Annotated in this window: 16 protein-coding genes; 7 read left to right on the top strand and 9 right to left on the bottom strand. The window is 65.9% G+C overall.

Going from position 1 to position 17,028, the window contains the following annotated elements; all coding sequences use genetic code 11:
• Positions 1 to 42 precede the first annotated feature (42 nt).
• A complete protein-coding gene (locus tag N2K99_RS14920; protein ID WP_227919561.1) occupies positions 43 to 888 on the top strand; it encodes a CoA ester lyase in 846 nt (281 codons plus the stop codon).
• On the opposite strand, the gene N2K99_RS14915 is transcribed toward N2K99_RS14920, so the two are convergent.
• The 3 genes from N2K99_RS14915 to N2K99_RS14905 all read right to left on the bottom strand — a co-directional run bounded on the left by N2K99_RS14915 (position 885) and on the right by N2K99_RS14905 (position 2,698).
• Positions 885 to 1,472 (bottom strand): dienelactone hydrolase family protein, encoded by a 588-nt coding sequence (locus N2K99_RS14915; protein WP_227932854.1) that lies wholly within the window; start codon positions 1,470 to 1,472, stop codon positions 885 to 887. The genes N2K99_RS14920 and N2K99_RS14915 overlap by 4 nt on opposite strands.
• A gap of 9 nt (positions 1,473 to 1,481) precedes the next feature.
• On the bottom strand, positions 1,482 to 1,949 hold the full coding sequence (gene rraA, locus N2K99_RS14910) for a ribonuclease E activity regulator RraA (RefSeq protein WP_227919537.1): 468 nt from the start codon (positions 1,947 to 1,949) through the stop codon (positions 1,482 to 1,484).
• A gap of 182 nt (positions 1,950 to 2,131) precedes the next feature.
• Complete coding sequence (locus N2K99_RS14905; RefSeq protein WP_227919535.1) at positions 2,132 to 2,698, bottom strand: TetR/AcrR family transcriptional regulator; 567 nt, start codon at positions 2,696 to 2,698, stop codon at positions 2,132 to 2,134.
• A gap of 115 nt (positions 2,699 to 2,813) precedes the next feature.
• Between N2K99_RS14905 and N2K99_RS14900 the strand changes: the two genes are divergently transcribed.
• On the top strand, positions 2,814 to 4,352 hold the full coding sequence (locus N2K99_RS14900) for an MFS transporter (protein WP_374200021.1): 1,539 nt from the start codon (positions 2,814 to 2,816) through the stop codon (positions 4,350 to 4,352).
• 186 nt (positions 4,353 to 4,538) lie between these two features.
• Here the strand turns inward: N2K99_RS14900 and N2K99_RS14895 are convergent, their stop codons facing one another.
• Positions 4,539 to 4,979 carry a universal stress protein gene (locus tag N2K99_RS14895; protein WP_227919533.1) on the bottom strand — a complete coding sequence of 147 codons (441 nt, stop codon included), beginning with the start codon at positions 4,977 to 4,979 and terminating at the stop codon, positions 4,539 to 4,541.
• 221 nt (positions 4,980 to 5,200) lie between these two features.
• On the opposite strand from N2K99_RS14895, the gene N2K99_RS14890 reads away from it, so the two are divergent.
• Positions 5,201 to 6,109, top strand: a complete 909-nt coding sequence (locus N2K99_RS14890) for an SDR family oxidoreductase (RefSeq protein ID WP_227932855.1) — start codon at positions 5,201 to 5,203, stop codon at positions 6,107 to 6,109.
• Positions 6,110 to 7,085: 976 nt separating this feature from the next.
• On the opposite strand, the gene N2K99_RS14885 is transcribed toward N2K99_RS14890, so the two are convergent.
• Positions 7,086 to 8,270 (bottom strand): hypothetical protein, encoded by a 1,185-nt coding sequence (locus N2K99_RS14885; protein ID WP_227932856.1) that lies wholly within the window; start codon positions 8,268 to 8,270, stop codon positions 7,086 to 7,088.
• A 282-nt stretch (positions 8,271 to 8,552) separates the two neighbouring features.
• Here N2K99_RS14885 and N2K99_RS14880 point away from each other — a divergent pair, with 282 nt between their 5' ends.
• Both N2K99_RS14880 and N2K99_RS14875 read left to right on the top strand, forming a co-directional pair.
• Entirely contained in the window at positions 8,553 to 9,053 is a 501-nt protein-coding gene (locus N2K99_RS14880; protein WP_227919526.1) for a DUF456 domain-containing protein, read from the top strand.
• A 42-nt stretch (positions 9,054 to 9,095) separates the two neighbouring features.
• On the top strand, positions 9,096 to 9,854 hold the full coding sequence (locus N2K99_RS14875; RefSeq protein ID WP_227932857.1) for a class I SAM-dependent methyltransferase: 759 nt from the start codon (positions 9,096 to 9,098) through the stop codon (positions 9,852 to 9,854).
• On the opposite strand, the gene N2K99_RS14870 is transcribed toward N2K99_RS14875, so the two are convergent.
• Entirely contained in the window at positions 9,851 to 11,350 is a 1,500-nt protein-coding gene (locus tag N2K99_RS14870; protein ID WP_227932858.1) for a S10 family peptidase, read from the bottom strand. The two genes, N2K99_RS14875 and N2K99_RS14870, sit on opposite strands and share 4 nt — an antisense overlap.
• Before the next feature lie 194 nt (positions 11,351 to 11,544).
• Here N2K99_RS14870 and N2K99_RS14865 point away from each other — a divergent pair, with 194 nt between their 5' ends.
• Complete coding sequence (locus N2K99_RS14865) at positions 11,545 to 12,426, top strand: manganese catalase family protein (RefSeq protein ID WP_227919520.1); 882 nt, start codon at positions 11,545 to 11,547, stop codon at positions 12,424 to 12,426.
• Between the two features lie 83 nt (positions 12,427 to 12,509).
• Here the strand turns inward: N2K99_RS14865 and N2K99_RS14860 are convergent, their stop codons facing one another.
• A complete protein-coding gene (locus N2K99_RS14860; RefSeq protein WP_231711722.1) occupies positions 12,510 to 13,946 on the bottom strand; it encodes a DHA2 family efflux MFS transporter permease subunit in 1,437 nt (478 codons plus the stop codon).
• 312 nt (positions 13,947 to 14,258) lie between these two features.
• Here N2K99_RS14860 and N2K99_RS14855 point away from each other — a divergent pair, with 312 nt between their 5' ends.
• Entirely contained in the window at positions 14,259 to 15,620 is a 1,362-nt protein-coding gene (locus tag N2K99_RS14855) for an MFS transporter (protein ID WP_227919514.1), read from the top strand.
• A gap of 4 nt (positions 15,621 to 15,624) precedes the next feature.
• Here the strand turns inward: N2K99_RS14855 and N2K99_RS14850 are convergent, their stop codons facing one another.
• Together N2K99_RS14850 and N2K99_RS14845 are read right to left on the bottom strand one after the other, a co-directional pair.
• Positions 15,625 to 16,014, bottom strand: a complete 390-nt coding sequence (locus tag N2K99_RS14850) for an META domain-containing protein (RefSeq protein ID WP_227932949.1) — start codon at positions 16,012 to 16,014, stop codon at positions 15,625 to 15,627.
• On the bottom strand, positions 16,014 to 17,009 hold the full coding sequence (locus N2K99_RS14845; RefSeq protein ID WP_227920912.1) for a magnesium and cobalt transport protein CorA: 996 nt from the start codon (positions 17,007 to 17,009) through the stop codon (positions 16,014 to 16,016). The genes N2K99_RS14850 and N2K99_RS14845 overlap by 1 nt, the downstream gene beginning before the upstream one ends.
• Between the last annotated feature and the right edge of the window lie 19 nt (positions 17,010 to 17,028).

The following is a 17,028-nucleotide window of genomic DNA, read 5'->3' as shown; positions in this document are numbered from 1 at the left end:
CGCATTTACGCAACCGCCGACCCTGAAAGTAATGTCTTCTGTATGGCCCCCTTCCGAAACAGCCGCGCCGCTGCCCTTCCCGCAAAACTGTCCCGTTCCTGGCTGCTGGCATCCGCCGCAGACGAAGCGAACTTTGCACCGGCGCTGGCGTCCGAGGCCGATTCGGTGGTCTTCGACATGGAAGACGCCGTTCCGGCCGGCGGCAAGGCCGAAGCCCGCGAACGGGTTGTCGAGGCATTGTCCACCGGCATGACCGCCTGGGTGCGCGTCAACGGCATCGAAACCGAGTACTGGGCCGATGACCTCGCCGCCCTCTCCAAGGCCCCGGGCCTGCGCGGCGTGATGCTCGCGATGACCGAAAAGCCTGAGCAAGTCACCCACACGGCCATGCGGCTGCAGGCCGGCACCCCGGTGCTCGCCCTCGTGGAATCGGCCCTCGGCATTGAAAACGCCACCGCCATCGCCAGCGCGCCGGGCACGTTCCGCCTTGCGTTCGGCGTCGGCGATTTCCGCCGCGACACCGGCGCCTCGGACGATCCGATGGCCCTGGCCTACGCCCGCTCCAAGCTCGTGGTCGCTTCCCGCGTCGGCCAGCTGCCCGGCCCCATCGACGGTCCCACGGTCGGCGCGCTGGGCGAGAAGCTGCTGGACGCCTGCAAGGTCACCCAGAGCATGGGCATGACCGGCAAGCTGTGCCTGATGCCCGAGGCTACGGACTTCATCAACCAGGGTCTCTCGCCGAGCGGCTCGGAAATCACCTGGGCCCACGAGCTGCTGGAAGCACACGCTGCCGGTGCCGTGGTGGGCGACGGCTCCTACCTGCCGCGCCTGGCCCGCGCCCAGAAGATCTCCTCGCTGGCGGACTCCTACGGACTCTGGAACGCCTAAGCGGGGTTGTCCGCCCGCTCCAGCAGCTGGAGCACCAACCGGGTGAGGGTGAACGCGGCGTCCATGTCGTAATCCGGCTGGCTGATATCCGCGAACAGGTGCGAGGCACCCATATAGAGGAAAAGGTCGGCGTCCGGCGTGGACGCGGCCAGGTTCTCCGCGGCGTCCAGGTCCCCGCTGTCCACGAATTCCTCATCGGCGTCCATGCCGTGGATCTGCACCGGGACGCCGGCCGGCCAGGTGTCCCCGAAGGTGCCCAGTGGCAGGCACGCGCTGACCAGCACCGCGCCGCGGGCTCCCGGGCGGGTCTGCGCCAGCCGCTGGGCCGGGATCACGCCGAGTGAGAAGCCGATATAGACCATTTCCGCGGGGAACCGGTTCGCAATGCTGACGCCCAGCTCTTCGATGGTGTCCATGCCGATATCCTGCGCGTAGGCCACTCCGGCCTCCAGATTGGTGAAGGTACGCCCGTCATAGAGGTCCGGGACCGTCACCGTATGGCCGGCTTCGCGTAGGACATCGGCGAAGGCATCCATGCCGGAGGTCAGGCCGAGCGCGTGGTGGAAGAGCAGGACGTTGGCCATCTGGGTCTCCTAGGGTTCGACGAGGATGCCGTCCTCGTCCGCGTAGAGCGCTGCGCCGGGACGGAAGGTGACGCCGCCGAACTCTACGGGCACATCCACCTCGCCGACAGAGTTCTTGGCGCTCTTGCGCGGATTCGAGCCCAGGGCCTTCACGCCCAGCGGCAGCTTGGCGACGGCGGTGCGGTCACGGATAGCGCCGTTGATAACGACGCCGGCCCAGCCGTTCTCCACGGCGGCCCCGGCGATCAGATCCCCCATCAAAGCGGTGTTCAGCGACCCGGCGCCGTCGACCACCAATACCGCACCCTCGCCGGGGGAGTTCAGCAGGGACTTGATGATGCCGTTGTCCTCCAGGCATCGGACGGTGCGGATGGGGCCGGTGAAGCCCACATGCCCGCCCAGGTCCTGGAACTGCAGGGATACCGAGGCCAGCTCGTCGCCGCGTTCGTCGTACAGGTCAGCTGTGCTTGTATTCATGGCACCACTGTGGCAGACGGCACAGCAGTGAATCATGCTGCCACGCCGGGGATTGGCCGTGCGTCGGGCCCTCGGTTTGTCCGGATCCCTGCACTTTGTCCGGATCCCTGCGCTGCGCGGCGCAGGGATTGTCACAAACCGCAGGGTTTTTCCCAAACCGCGGGGAATTCCGTGCCGGGAGGTTACGTCTGCGCCTGCTGGGCGTGGGATTTCAGGACGTCGACGATTTCCAGCAGGTCGGAGACGGAATGCGTGCGGCTGTCACGGGTGGCCTGCGGCCAGCCGCCGGGCAGGCCCTCGTTGTAATACAACCCGTCGGCCAGCAGGGTGATGGCACGGGCAATGCCCGGATCGCCCACCTCGTCATGGACCAGGTCGAACCAGCTGCGGTGGATGTCCTGCAGCAGTTCCGAGGCCACGGGATCGGATGCCTGCGCCAGGCGGACGACGCCGATCAGTGCCCGGTCCAGCTCGCTGCCGACGTACACGGAGCTGCGGACCAGATAACGCGCCGGACCTTCCGGATCCTCGCGCATTGTCTGCAGGTCCGCTGCGGCGAGGCCGCGGAGCTTTTCGATCAGGGCCCCGGCCATCGCTTCCTTGTTCTTGAAGTGATACAGCAGGCCGCCTTTGGAAACCTCGGCGCGTGCGACGACGGCATCCAGGGTAGCGCCGCGGGGGCCTTCGTTGATGAGGAGCTCCTCATAGGCATCGAGGATGCGGTCCCGGGCGGGACGAGTGTTGGGCATGCTTTTACGCTACGCCATCAGCGGACGAAACAGCCGCAATTTGGCTACCGTACAGTCTAGACGGTACAGTACTTCGGTGGGGTTTTCCCTGCCCAGAATCCGTGAAAGACCAACCTTGAAGGAGGAAGCCGTGCTGGCGGTCCAGGAAAAACCCGCAGTTACGCGTGCAGGAACGCGCGAATGGTGGGGACTCGCAGTCCTGATGCTGCCCGTTCTGCTCATCTCCATCGACAACAACGTCCTGAGCTTCGCCATCCCGTCGCTCTCGCAGGCGCTGGCACCGACCGGCGTCGAACTGTTGTGGATCGTGGACGTCTACGCCCTGGTCCTGGCCGGCCTGCTGGTGCCCATGGGTAGCCTCGGCGACCGGATCGGCCGGCTCCGCCTGCTGATGATCGGCAGCGTGGGCTTCGGCGTCTTCTCCCTGGTGGCCGCATTTGCGCCCTCCGCGGCACTGCTGATCGTGGCCCGTGCCCTGATGGGCGTGTTCGGTGCCATGCTGATGCCCGCCACCCTGTCGCTGATCCGCAACATCTTCACCGACCCGTCCCAGCGCCGGATCGCGGTGGCCATCTGGGCGGCCGGTTTCTCCGGCGGCGCGGCCCTCGGCCCGATCGTGGGCGGCGTGCTGCTCGAGCACTTCTGGTGGGGCTCGGTGTTCCTGCTGTCCATCCCGGTGCTGCTGCCGCTGCTGATTTTCGCCCCGATGCTGCTGCCCGAATCCAAGGACCCCAGCCCCGGCGCCGTCGACATTCTCGGCGTTGTCCTGGTCATGGGCGCCATGCTCTCGGTCACCTACGGCATCAAGGAATTCGCGCACGACGGCGCCTCGGCCGGCCTGCCGTTCATCGCCGCCGGCGTTGTGCTGGGCTTCTTCTTTGTCCGCCGCCAGCTTTCGCGTGAAAAGCCGATGCTCGACGTCCGGCTGTTCCGGAACCCGGTCTTCAGCGGCTCCATCGCCGCGAACCTGCTCAGCCTGTTCGCCATGGTGGGCTTCATCTTCTTCCTCTCCCAGCACCTGCAGCTGGTGGTCGGACAGACGCCCATCGAAGCCGGTCTGACCATGCTTCCCGGACTGGTGCTCACCATCATCACCGGCCTGGCCGTGGTGCCCCTGGTGAAGCGGGTCCGCCCCGCGGTTGTGGTGGCCGGCGGGCTGCTCTTCAACGGAGCCGGCTATGCCCTGGTCTTTGCTGCGGGGGAGTCGGTGACCGTGCTCCAGCTGATCATCGCGTTCCTGCTGCTCGGCGTCGGGGTGGGGGCTGCGGAAACCATTTCCAATGACCTCATCCTGGCCAGCGTTCCGCCGTCCCGTGCCGGATCCGCCTCGGCCATCTCCGAGACCGCCTACGAAATCGGATCCGTCCTGGGCACTGCCGTCCTGGGCAGCATCCTCACCGCGGCCTACCGCAACGGCGTCCAGGTCCCGGCCGGGCTGACCCCGGAGCAGACCGCTTCGGCCGGAGAAACCCTGGGCGGCGCCGTCGAGGCTGCCCATAACCTGCCCGCAGATGCTGCCTCGGCGCTGCTGCATTCCGCGCAGATGGCCTTCGACTCCGGCGTCAACATCACCTCGCTGATCGGTCTGGTCACCATGGTGGTGGCCGCCGTGGCTGCCGGCATCCTGCTGCGTCGGGTTCCGGCTCACCGGTAGTTCTGGTCCGGTCCCCGGGCGCAAGGTCCCGAGGAGACGGTCCCGGGCCTTCCGTGCCTTCTGCGCAGGCGATGCTGGCTGGAACCGGCCGAAACCGGTGTACACAAGGCGCGAGGCTGGTGCCGGCGCGACGCCGGCCCGACCCGCCGTCGTCGGCCTCTCCCCACATGTGTTCGCCGGCGGCCCTCAGTCCCGGTGGGGACGGGCAATCAGCACCGGGCAGTAAGCATGCGAGGCCACAGCGGTGCTGACCGAGCCAAGCAGCAGCCCCGCAAAACCGCCGCGTCCGCGGTTGCCCACCACCAGCATCTCCGCCCCGCGGCTGGCTTCCATCAGCACCCGGGCGGTCTGTCCGGCGACGGCTGCCTGGGTTAGATCCTCGGGAGTTCCCGCCCCTTCGAAGGCCGCTTCCACCGCCTCGGCCAGGCCCCGCTCGGCTTCCACCCGCGGCGACCAGTCGGCGGTGGGAAACGGCGTGGCCAGCATTGCCGGAAACTCCCACACCGTGATGGCCTCAATGCGGCATTCCAGCAGGTCCGCCAGTCGACGAGCCATGCGCAGCGCCTCCAAAGACTCCTCTGAGCCGTCCACGCCAACGACAATCCGCTTCCGGGTTCCCTCAGTCATGATGTTCCTTCCAGGGCAGTTGGATATGCAGCAGTTTGCGCCCCCGGCAGCGGACAGGGCCAGAGCAGCGGCGATTTGCGCGGCGGAACCGCGGACTTGAGTAGAAGCGCCAATCGGGCATAGGGTAATAAGCATGCTTACGTTAGCGTGAGCGACCGCCTTTTACGGCGGCCCTAGCCGGACCGCCCGAATGGACTGACCTACCGAAAGTGGGAACTTCTATGACAAACGGCAACAAGTCGGACCAGTACACCTTCCAGAACCCCGTGGACCGCTACCCGTCCATCGCTCCGCCTATCCAGGACCAGCCCGAGCCGGGCCTGGACAAGGATATGACCCCGCATGTGGACCATGGCGAGGACACCTACCGCGGCACCGGACGCCTGGAGGGCCGGAAGGCGCTCATTACCGGCGGCGATTCCGGCATCGGTGCGGCTGTGGCCATCGCCTTCGCCCGTGAGGGGGCCGACGTCGCCATCTCCTACCTTCCCGAGGAGGAGCCGGACGCCCAGCACATTGCCGAGGTGGTCGAGAAGACCGGCCGCAAACTGGTGAGGCTTCCCGGTGACCTCAAGGATCCCGAGTACTGCCGCCAGCTGGTCGAAGATGCCGTTTCGGCCCTGGGTGGGCTGGACATCCTGGTCAATAACGCTGGCAAGCAGATTGCCGTGGAGAACCTCGAAGATCTCTCCGATGAGCAGCTGGACCACACGTTCAAGACCAACATCTACTCGTTTTTCCGGGTGACGAAGGCTGCGCTGAAGCACCTGCCGGCCGGCTCGAGCATCATCAACACGACCTCGATCCAGGCGTACAACCCGTCCCCGGATCTGCTGGACTATGCCAGCACCAAGGCGGCCATCAACAACTTCACCAAGGGCCTGGGCCAGCAGCTGGCACCCAAGGGTATCCGTGTGAACGCTGTGGCGCCGGGTCCGTTCTGGACTCCGCTGCAGCCGTCCGACGGACAGCAGAAGGAAGCGCTGCCCGAGTTCGGCCAGAGCACCCCGCTGGGCCGCGCGGGCCAGCCCACCGAACTGGCTCCGGCCTACGTCTTCCTGGCGTCGCCGGAATCCAGCTACGTGGTCGGCGAAACCCTGAACGTCAACGGCGGCACCCCGTCCCCGTAACGTCTGCGGTGTTATCCCGTTAGAGCTGAGGCCCCGCAGGTGCGGGGCCTCAGCTGTTTAAGCCGGCTGGGACGCGGGGACCTGCGGGGCTGCGGGGCCCGCGCACGGCATCCCACGACGTGGTGCTGCTGTTGCTGGCGGGATCCCAGGCGTCACAGCAGTACCGGATCGTGGGCGTCGTGACCCAGCTCGATCTAGCCCTTACCCAATGTCGAAGCTGCTTTGGACTTTTCGGCTTTTGTGGACGAATCGGAGGCCAACTTTTCCCCGGCCTTCGAGAGTTCCTTCTTGCTTGGTTTAGCACCCTTACCCATGTTCATCACCTCCTCACGGCGGAGAGTATCAAGCCCGAACTACATGCGCTGGCAGTTACCGCACAAAGGATAGCCGCCTGTGCCTGAAACGCGGTTGCTGAGCGGGATCTGCTGACCGTTGGGGCAGTCGCTATGGACATGATGTACATCTGGGTCATTTACGTTCGTGGAGTGATATGGCGTAGTGCGCATGGATTTCTCCTTATAGCAGCGGAAAACACGTGACACACATCACCATATTGAGAGCCACCGACATTCTTACTTTCCGCCGCCCGGAAAGAACAACGGTTAGCGTGACGATGATGGCGGCCATGACTTTGTGGCCGCGCCCATGTCCTAGCAGCCACGTTCCGCCCGGGAGCGCGGTGACCTGCGGCTTGGGCACCGTGGTGGACACAGCATCCCACGCTTTGGTGCCGGTGGTGCTGGTGGGGTCCCAAGTGCCACAGGTGTATCGAAGGGTGGGACATTCTGCTCGTCGGCCCTGCGGCCGACACAGCATCCCACGCATTGGTGCTGCTGTTGCTGGGGAGGTCCCAGGCGTCACTTCCGTACCGAACGATGGGACATTCTGCGGGCATCCGCACCGCACCAACAAAAACGGCCGCCGCAACTCCCGGGAACCGGAGGTTGCAGCGGCCGCTGGGGCCGACATCCGCGTCTTAGCGGGCGACGGTCTCTTCGGTGCGGAAGTCTGCACGGTCAATACGGCGGTGGAAACGCATTCCGGCCAGGCCGCCCAGGATGGCGCCGAGCAGGGTAGCCACCAGGCTGGCGGCGACGGCGATCCAGGTGCCGGCGTCCATGCCTTCCAGGTTCTCGGGCAGCGGCGCAACCGAGTTGAGCTGGCTGATGCTGCGGATATCGTTGCCGAAGATCAGGCCCAGGACGATGACGACGGCGGCCGCCACCAGTGCCCACAGCCATACGGCCAGGCCCTGCTTGGCGCCGTTGAAGCGGGCCATGCGGCCGGCGACGTATCCGCCGGCAAAGTAGGAGAGCAGCAGGACCAGAAGCATGATGATCGCGCCGATGATCCCGGCGGACTGGTTGGCTGCTGCAGATTCCAGCGCCTGGCCGAGGTTGGTCTCAGCCGAAAGGCCCACGGCAGCACCGATCGCCGCAGCCAGTGCGGAAAGCAGCACCACCATTCCGGTAGCGGTCAGCCAGCCGAAGAACGCCGCACCGAACTTGAAGCCGCCGAAGCGTTCCTTCTCCCGGGCCAGCAGTGCCTCACGGTTGGGCAGGGCGGCCTCGCGGGTGTGCACCGCGTCACGGTCATCAATTCGGCCGTCCCGGTCGTGGTCGCGTACGACGCCGCGGTCATCGTTCCGGTCGTCGTGTCGATCATCCGTCGTGTCGCCGGCGTTCATGGCGTGCCGGTTCTCGGCGTCGCGGTCCGAGTTGCGCGCAGTGTCTGCGTCACGATGGTCGCGCACGGCGGATACCGATGTTGCGCCGCGGTGCTCGCCGGTGCCGTCAGTGTCGGGGGAGCGGGTGGCGGTGACCGGTGCGACCCGGGTACGCGTATCTTCGGCGCCGGAATCGGAGTCCGAACGGGAATCGGAGGCCGGCATCGTGCGGCCAGCGGCGTCGTCGTTCGCGGTGCCCGCTACCGGTTCGGCGGCATGGCTGCCCGCGCGGCGTCCGGTGGCATGCGACGGAGCAGAGGAGGCGGTGTCGGTATCCATGGCCCGGGTGGCGGTGTCCTCCCGGTGACCGTCCACGGGAACGGCCTGGCTGTCGTCGACGGGCGCCGGCCGATCGGACCGGTCTCGGAACGGGCCGCCCTCAGAGGCTCCGCGTCCGGTGTTGGAAGCGTTTGTGTTCCCTGGTTCGGTGCTCATTTACTGCTCTCCTGTTTTCCGTCCGGTGAATCGGGCTGAAGATGCCACCTTATAAGCATCCTTAGTAATTTCTCCACCCGGGGGTTCGAGCCACGCCGGGGATTTCGGGCTCGGCGGGCAGGGCAAACGCTCCGGTTTGGGAAAAACCGGCCGGTTTGGGAAATCCCTGCCACTGCGCAGCGGAGGGATTTCCCAAACCGGCAGCAGAACCCCAAACCGGCAGCACGACGCCCCGGCTGGGTAAATACGAGGGGAGTGGACAGCTGGTGGAACACTGGGGGAATGGACCCCGACCTTCTTGTAACCATTGCCGCAGCCCTGGTGATCGCCGTGGGCCTGATCGGCATTGTGGTGCCCGTGCTGCCGGGCAGCATCCTGATCATCATTGCCCTGCTGGGCTGGGCCCTCGGAGTGCAGAGCGCGCCGGCCTGGTGGTCCTTCGGGATCGGTGCGGTGCTCCTGATCGCCGGAATGCTATCCAGTGCCTTCCTCACCGGACGGCGGCTCAAGGAACGGGAAATCCCCAAACGCTCCGTCGTGGCGGGTGTGGCTGTGGGCATCGTTGGAATGTTCACCATTCCTGCCGTGGGCCTGTTCATCGGGTTCGCCGTCGGCCTGCTGCTCAGCGAGTGGCTGCGCAAGCGGGACCTGCCCACCGCCTGGTCCTCCAGTGTGGCCACCCTGAAGGCCATGGGCATCGGGATCTTGGCCGAACTGGCGCTGGCACTGACCGCAGGCGGACTCTGGGGCGGGGCTGTCTGGCTGCACTTCGCCACCCGGTAACACCGTTCCCCAAGGTGAGCCGCGTGGGTAAGGTCTGGCGTTATGAGCGAGCCGCCGATCAACCGCAGCCTGCGGTCCGTTGATGATCTCCTGAGGATGATGGACGGGCTGTTCGCCCGTGACTCGGTCCGCTGGACCCACGACGCGGGCAGCACCTGGTGGAACAGGTTCTATGCCGACCGGACACGGCCCGTCCCGTTCTTCGCAGACAAACCCGACGAAAACCTGGCACGCTGGGTCAGCGATGAAGTGTTCGTGCCGACGAGGGTACTGGATATCGGGTCAGGTCCTGGCCGCAATGCCCTGTTCCTGGCGGAAAACGGTTATACCGTGGATGCCGTTGATCTCTCATCCGAAGCCGTGGCGTGGGGACGGGAACGTGCCGCAGCGAGGCGGCTGGAAGTCTCATTTACCTGCGGTGACGCCTTTGCCCTGCCGCCGGAAGCGCTTTCAGGAATGTACGGACTGGTCTACGACTCAGGGTGCCTGCACCACCTTCCCCCGCACCGCCGCATCAGCTACCTCCAACTGCTGCAGCGCACCCTCGCGCCCGGCGGCTATCTGGGGCTGGCCTGTTTCGCCCGGGGCCGGATGGGCTCGGAAGCTCCCGACGAACAGCTCTACCTCGACGGGGCATTTGAAGCGGGTATTGCCTTCAGCCCTGACGACTTGCGGTGGGTTTTTGCGGACTTCGAGGAAATCGAAATCCGCCCGATGGCCGCTCAGGAACAGGACTCGCCCTGGTTTGGGGAATCTTTCCTGCTCACCGCACTGTTCCGCCGCCCCACCCCGGACAACTAGCCCCCGGTCACGAACCCCGCGAGGTTCCGCAGCTGGTCGACGCGGCAGCCGGGGTTCACGTACATCATGTGCCCGGCCTCGTAGTAGTGGTGCGTGAACCGGGACCGTGCTTCATCGCTCAGCCGCATATGCGCCCACACGTACTCCGCGGCGAAATGCGGCGTGGCGCCGTCGTAGTAGCCGTAGTCCACGTGCACCCGCAGCGCCGGGTTGTGTACCAGCAGCCGTTCCAGGGTGCCGGTGACATCGACGGGCACACCCTCGAAGGTCTTGTAGCTCCACGGCTGGACCCGGCCGCTGAGGATTTCGTAGGGGAGATCGTTCTCGTAGCCGAGCTCGGCGCGGACATAGTGGTTGATGGCTGCGGAATAGGGGCCGTTAATGGCCACCAGGCTGGGATCGTCCCAGTTGATCCAGTCCTGCTGGTGCGCGGGCGCGGCGGTAAACCGGCCGTCAATGCGGCCCACGGCCAGGTTGTCCTCCCGCAGCAGCTCAGCGGAGAACACCGCGTAGTCCCAGCGCAGGTTGGTACGGCGGATGAAGCCCTCGCTCAGGGTGGTGATGGCGGCGAGGCGGGCGACGACGTCGTCGTACTCCTCCGCGCTCAGCCGGGACCCCTGGGTCAGCGCATACCCGTACTCGCGGGCGGCGTAGGCTTCGGCTTCGCGGACGACGTCGGCCAGCTCGCGGCCCGGAAGCCTGCCGTGGAAGTGCGCGATGGCGGCGTAGGTCGGCAGATGCAGCGCATAAGGGGTGTCCCGCCCGGGGGCGAAATCCAGGGTGGCCAGGTTCAGGACAGTCGAAATCAGGCCCAGGCCGTTGACTGCCAGTCCGTAAGCGTCGAACAGCTTCCCGGCTACGGCCACCGCGCGCAGGGTGCCGTAGGACTCACCCACCAGATACTTCGGGCTCAGCCAGCGGTTATTGCGCGTGGTCCAGAGCCGGATCACCTCGGCCACCAGGTCCCGGTCCTCCTCGAACCCGTGGAACTCCGCGGCGTCGTTGCCGTTCACCACGCGGGAGAAGCCCGTGTTCACCGGATCGATCAGCACCAGGTCTGCGTGTTCCAGCAGGGTCTGCGGGTTGTCCACCAGATCAAACGGGGGAGGGGTCAGGGAGCCGGCGTCGCCCGAGTCCACCATCCGCGGGCCCAGCAGTCCCATGTGGAGCCAGACGGAGGAGGAACCAGGACCGCCGTTGAAGGCAAACACCACCGGACGCCGGTTGGGCCCGGTCTCCGGTGCGTCCGCCGTGTAGGCGACCAGGAAGATTTCCGCCTTGGGCCGAAAGCCATCCGACTTCCCGTCGCTGACTTCTTCCTTGCGGAACACCATCCGTCCAGTGGTGGTGGTGTACCCCAGGCCCGAGGGCAGGGTGTGCCGGCGGACCGCGAAGTCGTCGGTGACGTCCGGTGCGGGGTTCGCATCCGGACCGGCGGGAGAGGCGGCGGCGGCGGGGGCGGAGGCAGGGGTGTCGGGGTGTTCCTGGGAGACCATGGCAAGGACACTACCCGTGCATCGGCCGATTATCCGGGAGGAAAACGGCGCTGTTGGAGGCGGGTCCGGCAACTGCCCTGACTACTCTTCCGTGCATTCCGGAGCGGGTCTACGTTGGAAACACCGTGACCGGCCACGGCACCCCGCGGAGGGAACGCCGATTCCGGCGCCGGTCCATAAGGTGCGGAGGCATTATGTTTTTCCATAAACAGGAACTCCAGTTCAAGTCCACTCCGGAGAAGCCGGATGCGGTGTTCGCCCGGAAGCTTCAAGAGGCCTTGGGCGGCCAGTACGGCGAAATCACGGTAGCCATGCAGTACGGATTCCAGTCCTGGAATGCGCACATTCCGGGTAAATACCGGGACCTGCTGTACGGCATTGCCGCAGAGGAAATGGGCCATGTGGAAATGCTGGCCATCATGATTGCGCAGCTGCTGGAAAAGGCTCCGCTGGGGGTTACCGACGACGCCGTCCAGAACGATCCCACGGTTGCAGCGGTGATGGGCGGCATGGACGTGCAGCACGCCATCGTGGCCGGTGCCGGCGCCCGCCCGGTGGACAGCAACGGCAACCCCTGGACCGGCGGCTACATCACGGCCAGCGGCAATATGCTGGCGGACTTTACGTCCAACGCCAACATCGAAATGCAGGGCCGCGTTGCCGTTGCCCGGCTCTACCACATGACCGATGACCACGGGGTGCGGGACCTGCTGGCGTTCCTGCTGGCCCGGGACACCATGCACCAGAACCAGTGGACCACCGCGGCCCTGGAACTTCAGGCGGAGAACATGGAACAGCTACCGGTACCGAGCAACTTCCCGCTCAACAAGGAACACCGCGAGGTGTCCTACCAGTACCTGAACTTCTCCGACGGCGAGCATGCGAAGGAAGGGTCCTGGGCGAAGGGCCCGACGCCGGACGGCAAGGGCGAATTCAGCTACCACGACGGTCCCACCACCCGGGCCCCGATGCCGCCGCCCACCCGCCCGGACGCACGGTACTACGGCACCACGGACGTACCCAACCCGGTCGAGAAGGCGGCAGGAGCCGTGCAGGACAAGCTGAACAAGGAATAACCCTGAACAAGGAATAAGCCCTGCTAAATGCAAAACCGGGCGGAGCCGCAGAGGCTCCGCCCGGTTTCGTGCTGTCCGGGGTTTCAGCCCTTCGAAGCGGTCCGGGCCGCCTCCCGGGCACCGCCCGAGGTGAGTTCAGGAGCAGGCTTGGCGTAGAACAGCGAGGCCAGAAGGGCAAGGAGAATGACGGCCGCGGGCAGGTACAGGGACTGCCCCATGGCCTCGGAATAGCCGGCCTTGAGGGCGTCCGGGAACGCACCGCCGGCCGGTGCGGTGCCGCCGTCGGCCGCTCCTGTGCCCAGGTGCGCCGTCAGCCGCGACTGCATGATCGCGGCGATGGCGCTGCTGCCGATCACCGCGCCGAACTGCCGGGTGGTGTTGTACACGCCGGAACCGGCACCGGCGACGTCGGCCGCGAGGTTGCGCGTGGCGGTCAGCGACACCGAAGGCCAGATGCATGCGTTCGCCAGTCCCATGAGGGCCATCGGCAGGACAAGGTGCCAGTACGGGACGTCCGGGCTGAGGATGGAGCCGAGCCAGATGAGGGATGTCGCCATGGCAGCGAACCCGAAGACCGCAATGAACCGGGGGTTCCCGCGCTGGACGATTTTGCCCGCAGCAGGGGCGAGGACTCCGGCCAGGATTGCCATCGGGGCAAGCAGGAGCGCCGCCTGGGTGGGGCTGAGCCCGCGCACGTTCTGCGCAAAGAGGATCACTGGCAGCGAGAACGCGGTTACGGCGAAGCCCATGCCGGTGATGGAGATGTTGGCCAGGGAGAAATTGCGGTCCCGGAAGAGTTTCAGCGGCAGCAGCGGCTCGGCGCGGTTCAGCCGCTGCCAGAGGACAAACATACCCAGCAGCACCACCCCGGCAATGATCAGCGACCAGACGGACAACGGCCCGGCAATGGTTCCCCAGTTGTAGCTTTCGCCTTCCTGGATGCCGAAGACCAGGCAGAACATCCCCGCCGCGCTGAGCAGCACGCCCAGATAATCGAAGCGGTGCACGGCGGTGGGGAGTTTCGGCACCAGCCGGTAGGCCAGGATGAAGCCCAGCACGCCCACCGGTACGTTGATGAAGAAGATCCATTCCCAGCCCAGTCCGTCGACCAGCACACCGCCCAGGATCGGACCCACGAGGGTGGCGACGCCGGCGGTTGCGCCCCAGAGGCCCAGTGCGGTGCCGCGCTTGTCCGGCGGGAAAATCCGGGTAATCACGGACATGGTCTGCGGGGTCATCAGCGCGGCTCCGAAGCCCTGGACCACACGGGCCAGGATCAGCGCGTCCACGCTGTTGGCGAAGCCGCACCAGAGGCTGGAGAGCGTGAAGACCACCAGCCCGACCAGGTAGACCCGGCGCGGGCCGAACCGGTCACCGAGCCGGCCGGTAATCAGCAGCGGCACGGCGTAGGCCAGCAGGTAGGCGCTGATCACCCAGATCACCTGGTCGAGTCCTGCACCCAGGTCCGCCATGATGGCGGGGGTGGCGATGTTTACGATCGTGGAGTCCACCAGGATCATGAAGAACCCGATGACCAGGGACCAGAGCGCCGGCCACGGTTTAAGGTCCGGCTGGGAGGTGTTCAAGATGCGTTGCTGCCGTTCGGTCGAAAAAGCGGTGAGGGCGGGAAAAGAGCCGAAGTCCATTGTGGACCTACTTCCCCGTACGGCATACCCCCGGGCGGTTCCCCGGTGGAATTCTGTGCTGTCCCGTGAAACTCGCCGGTCCGGGTAAGGGCCCGACGTCGGCGGCGGGCGTACGATGCCTGCATCCGGGTGCGGGGGCCGGTCCGTTTCCACATCACTGTCCGTCTCAAAACAATGGAGTTTTAGATGAGTGTCAATGCCGCGTCCGCCGTGCCTTCTTCCGGCCGGATGAGCCGGGAGGAACGCAAGGTCCTCGCCGGAACCCTGGTCGGCACCACCATCGAGTGGTACGACTTCTTCATTTACGCCCAAGCTGCGGGCCTGGTGCTGGCCACCCTGTATTTCGGTCCCATCAACGACGGCCCGCTGGGACAGGTGGTCTCCTTTGCGACCATCGGCATCAGTTTCCTGTTCCGTCCCCTGGGCGCCGTCGTCGCCGGGCATCTGGGGGACCGGATCGGCCGGAAGAAAATGCTGGTGTTCACCTTGGTCATGATGGGTATCTCCACCGCCCTGATCGGTCTGGTGCCCACGTACGAGCAGATCGGCGTCGCCGGTCCGATCCTGCTGATTGTGCTGCGCATTATGCAGGGCTTCTCCGCCGGCGGAGAGTGGGGCGGGGCCGCCCTGCTGTCGGTGGAGCACGCCCCGGCGGGCAAGCGCGGCCTCTTCGGTGCCTACCCGCAGATCGGCGTGCCGGTGGGCATGATCCTGGCGACGTTCGTGATGTACGTGCTGAGCACGAGCCTGAGCGAGGAAGACTTCCTGGCCTGGGGCTGGCGGATCCCGTTCCTGGTTTCGGTGGTACTGATCATCGTCGGCTACTTCATCCGCCGCTCGGTGGCCGAGAGCCCTATTTTCAAGGAAATCCAGGAGCGGAAGAAGGAATCCTCCGCCCCGCTGAGCCAGCTGTTTCGGCACAACAGCCGCGAGGTGATCCTCAGCGCGTTGATCTTCATCGCCAACAATGCGGCCGGATACCTGGTCATCGCCTTCTTTGCCTCTTACGCCACCGGTAAGCCGGAGGCGGGCGGGCTGGGAATGGACCGCCCCTCGGTGCTGCTGGCCACCACGCTGGGATCCTTCGGCTGGCTGATCTTCACGCTCTACGGCGGGATCCTGTCCGACCGGATCGGCCGGGTCCGCACCTTCCAGATCGGCTACGCCTGGGTCTTCCTGTGGGCGGTCCCGATGTTCCTGCTTATCGACACCACCAACATTGTCCTGTTCGCGGTGGCGATTTTCGTCCTGACCATCGGCCTGGGCCTGTCCTACGGACCGCAGTCGGCCATGTACGCCGAGATGTTCCCGGCCCGGGTGCGGTACTCGGGCGTCTCCATCGGGTACGCCCTCGGGGCCATCCTGGGCGGGGCGTTCGCGCCGACCATTGCCCAGGCGCTGTTGAACGAAACCGGCTGGTCGCCGTCCATCGGCCTCTACATCATGGTGCTGTGCGTGGTGTCCTTTGTGGCAGTGACCATGGTGAAGGAAACCAAGGGCAACGACCTGCACGTGGAGGGCTCACCAAAGCAGCGGTCCCGGCAGTAGCGCCCTACCGTTCCAGGACGCCGATTTCGTTGCCGGCCTGGTCATAGACCCGCAGGGTGCCGCCGTCGACGTCGGCCGCGGCACCCGCGGCGAGCCAGGTGTCCATTCCGGGCGGGCAGGCCATCAGGGTGGTGGCCATGTCCCGGAGCGTGACGCGGTTGCCGGAGACGCTCCAGTGCCCCATCAAACGGTTGCAGCCGTCCGTGCCGCTGACCCGCCCGTCGGGGCTGAAGTCCAGGGACGGTGCGTCCGGGTTGTCGACGTCGCCCCACACGCCGGTCACATCGGCGGCCGAACTCCCGCCGCTTCCGCCGGGATCCGGGGACGCACCGGCGTTGTTCCCGCAGGCGCTCAGCAGCAGCGCGCCCGCCAGCAGGGGGAGCAGCAGCCGCATCAGAGCCACTTGTTCCGTTTGAAGGTCACGTACAGGATGGCGCCCATCCCGAACATCGCCAGGATGGCCAGCGGATATCCGAATTCCCATCCGAGCTCGGGCATATCTTCAAAGTTCATGCCGTAAATAGTGCCCACCAGGGTGGGCGCAAAGAGGATGGCAGCCCACGAGGAAATCCGCTTCACCTGTTCATTCTGTTCAATGCTGGTTTCCGCCAATCGATTGGAGGCCAGCGTCGAGGACAGGGTGAGCGCATTCTCCAGGATGGCGCGGTACGCGTTGACGCGGTCCACCAGGCGCAGCACGTGGTCCAGCACGTCCCCAAGGTTGTCATGCAGGTCCGCCGGGATGCCGTACTGGTCCGCATTCTGGCGCAGTTCGCCCACCACGTTTTCCAGCGGGCTAATGGCGCGGTGGAACTGGATGACTTCGCGGGAGAGCTCGTAGATGCGGCGGGGAACCTCGGCGTCGCCGCCGAACAGCTGGTCCTCAATCTCGTCAATGTCGTTTTCCAGCCCGGCCGCGACGGGAGCGTATTCATCCACCACCTGGTCCAGCACCGCGTAGAGCACCGCCTGCGGTCCAAGCGCCAGCAGGTCCGGCTCCTGTTCCAGCCGCTTGCGGACACGGGTCAGGTCCGGTGATTCGGCGTGCCGGACGGTCACGACGAAGTTGGGGCCCACAAACAGGTGCAGCTCACCGAACTCGACGCGTTCGACGTCGTCCAGGTAGCGGGCGGGCCGGAGCACCAGGAACAGCTGGTCACCGTACTGCTCGAGCTTCGAGCGCTGGTGGCCGGCCAAAGCGTCTTCGACAATGAGCAGGTTCAGGCCGAACTCCTCGGCGACGGCCAGCAGCTCCACCTCGTCCGGGCGGTACAGGCCGATCCATGCCATGCCGCCGGAGCTGCGGGTCAGTTCGAACGTTTCATCCAGGCTGTCCGGGTTATGGTGGCGCTTGCCGTTCACATACACCGCATTGTCGACCAACGTCATGGACATTCCCCTAGCGTCT

Origin of the sequence: Arthrobacter sp. zg-Y1110, assembly GCF_025244865.1 — a bacterium.
In the GTDB taxonomy this organism is placed as follows: domain Bacteria; phylum Actinomycetota; class Actinomycetes; order Actinomycetales; family Micrococcaceae; genus Arthrobacter_B.
This window is presented reverse-complemented; position numbering and strand designations above follow the sequence as displayed.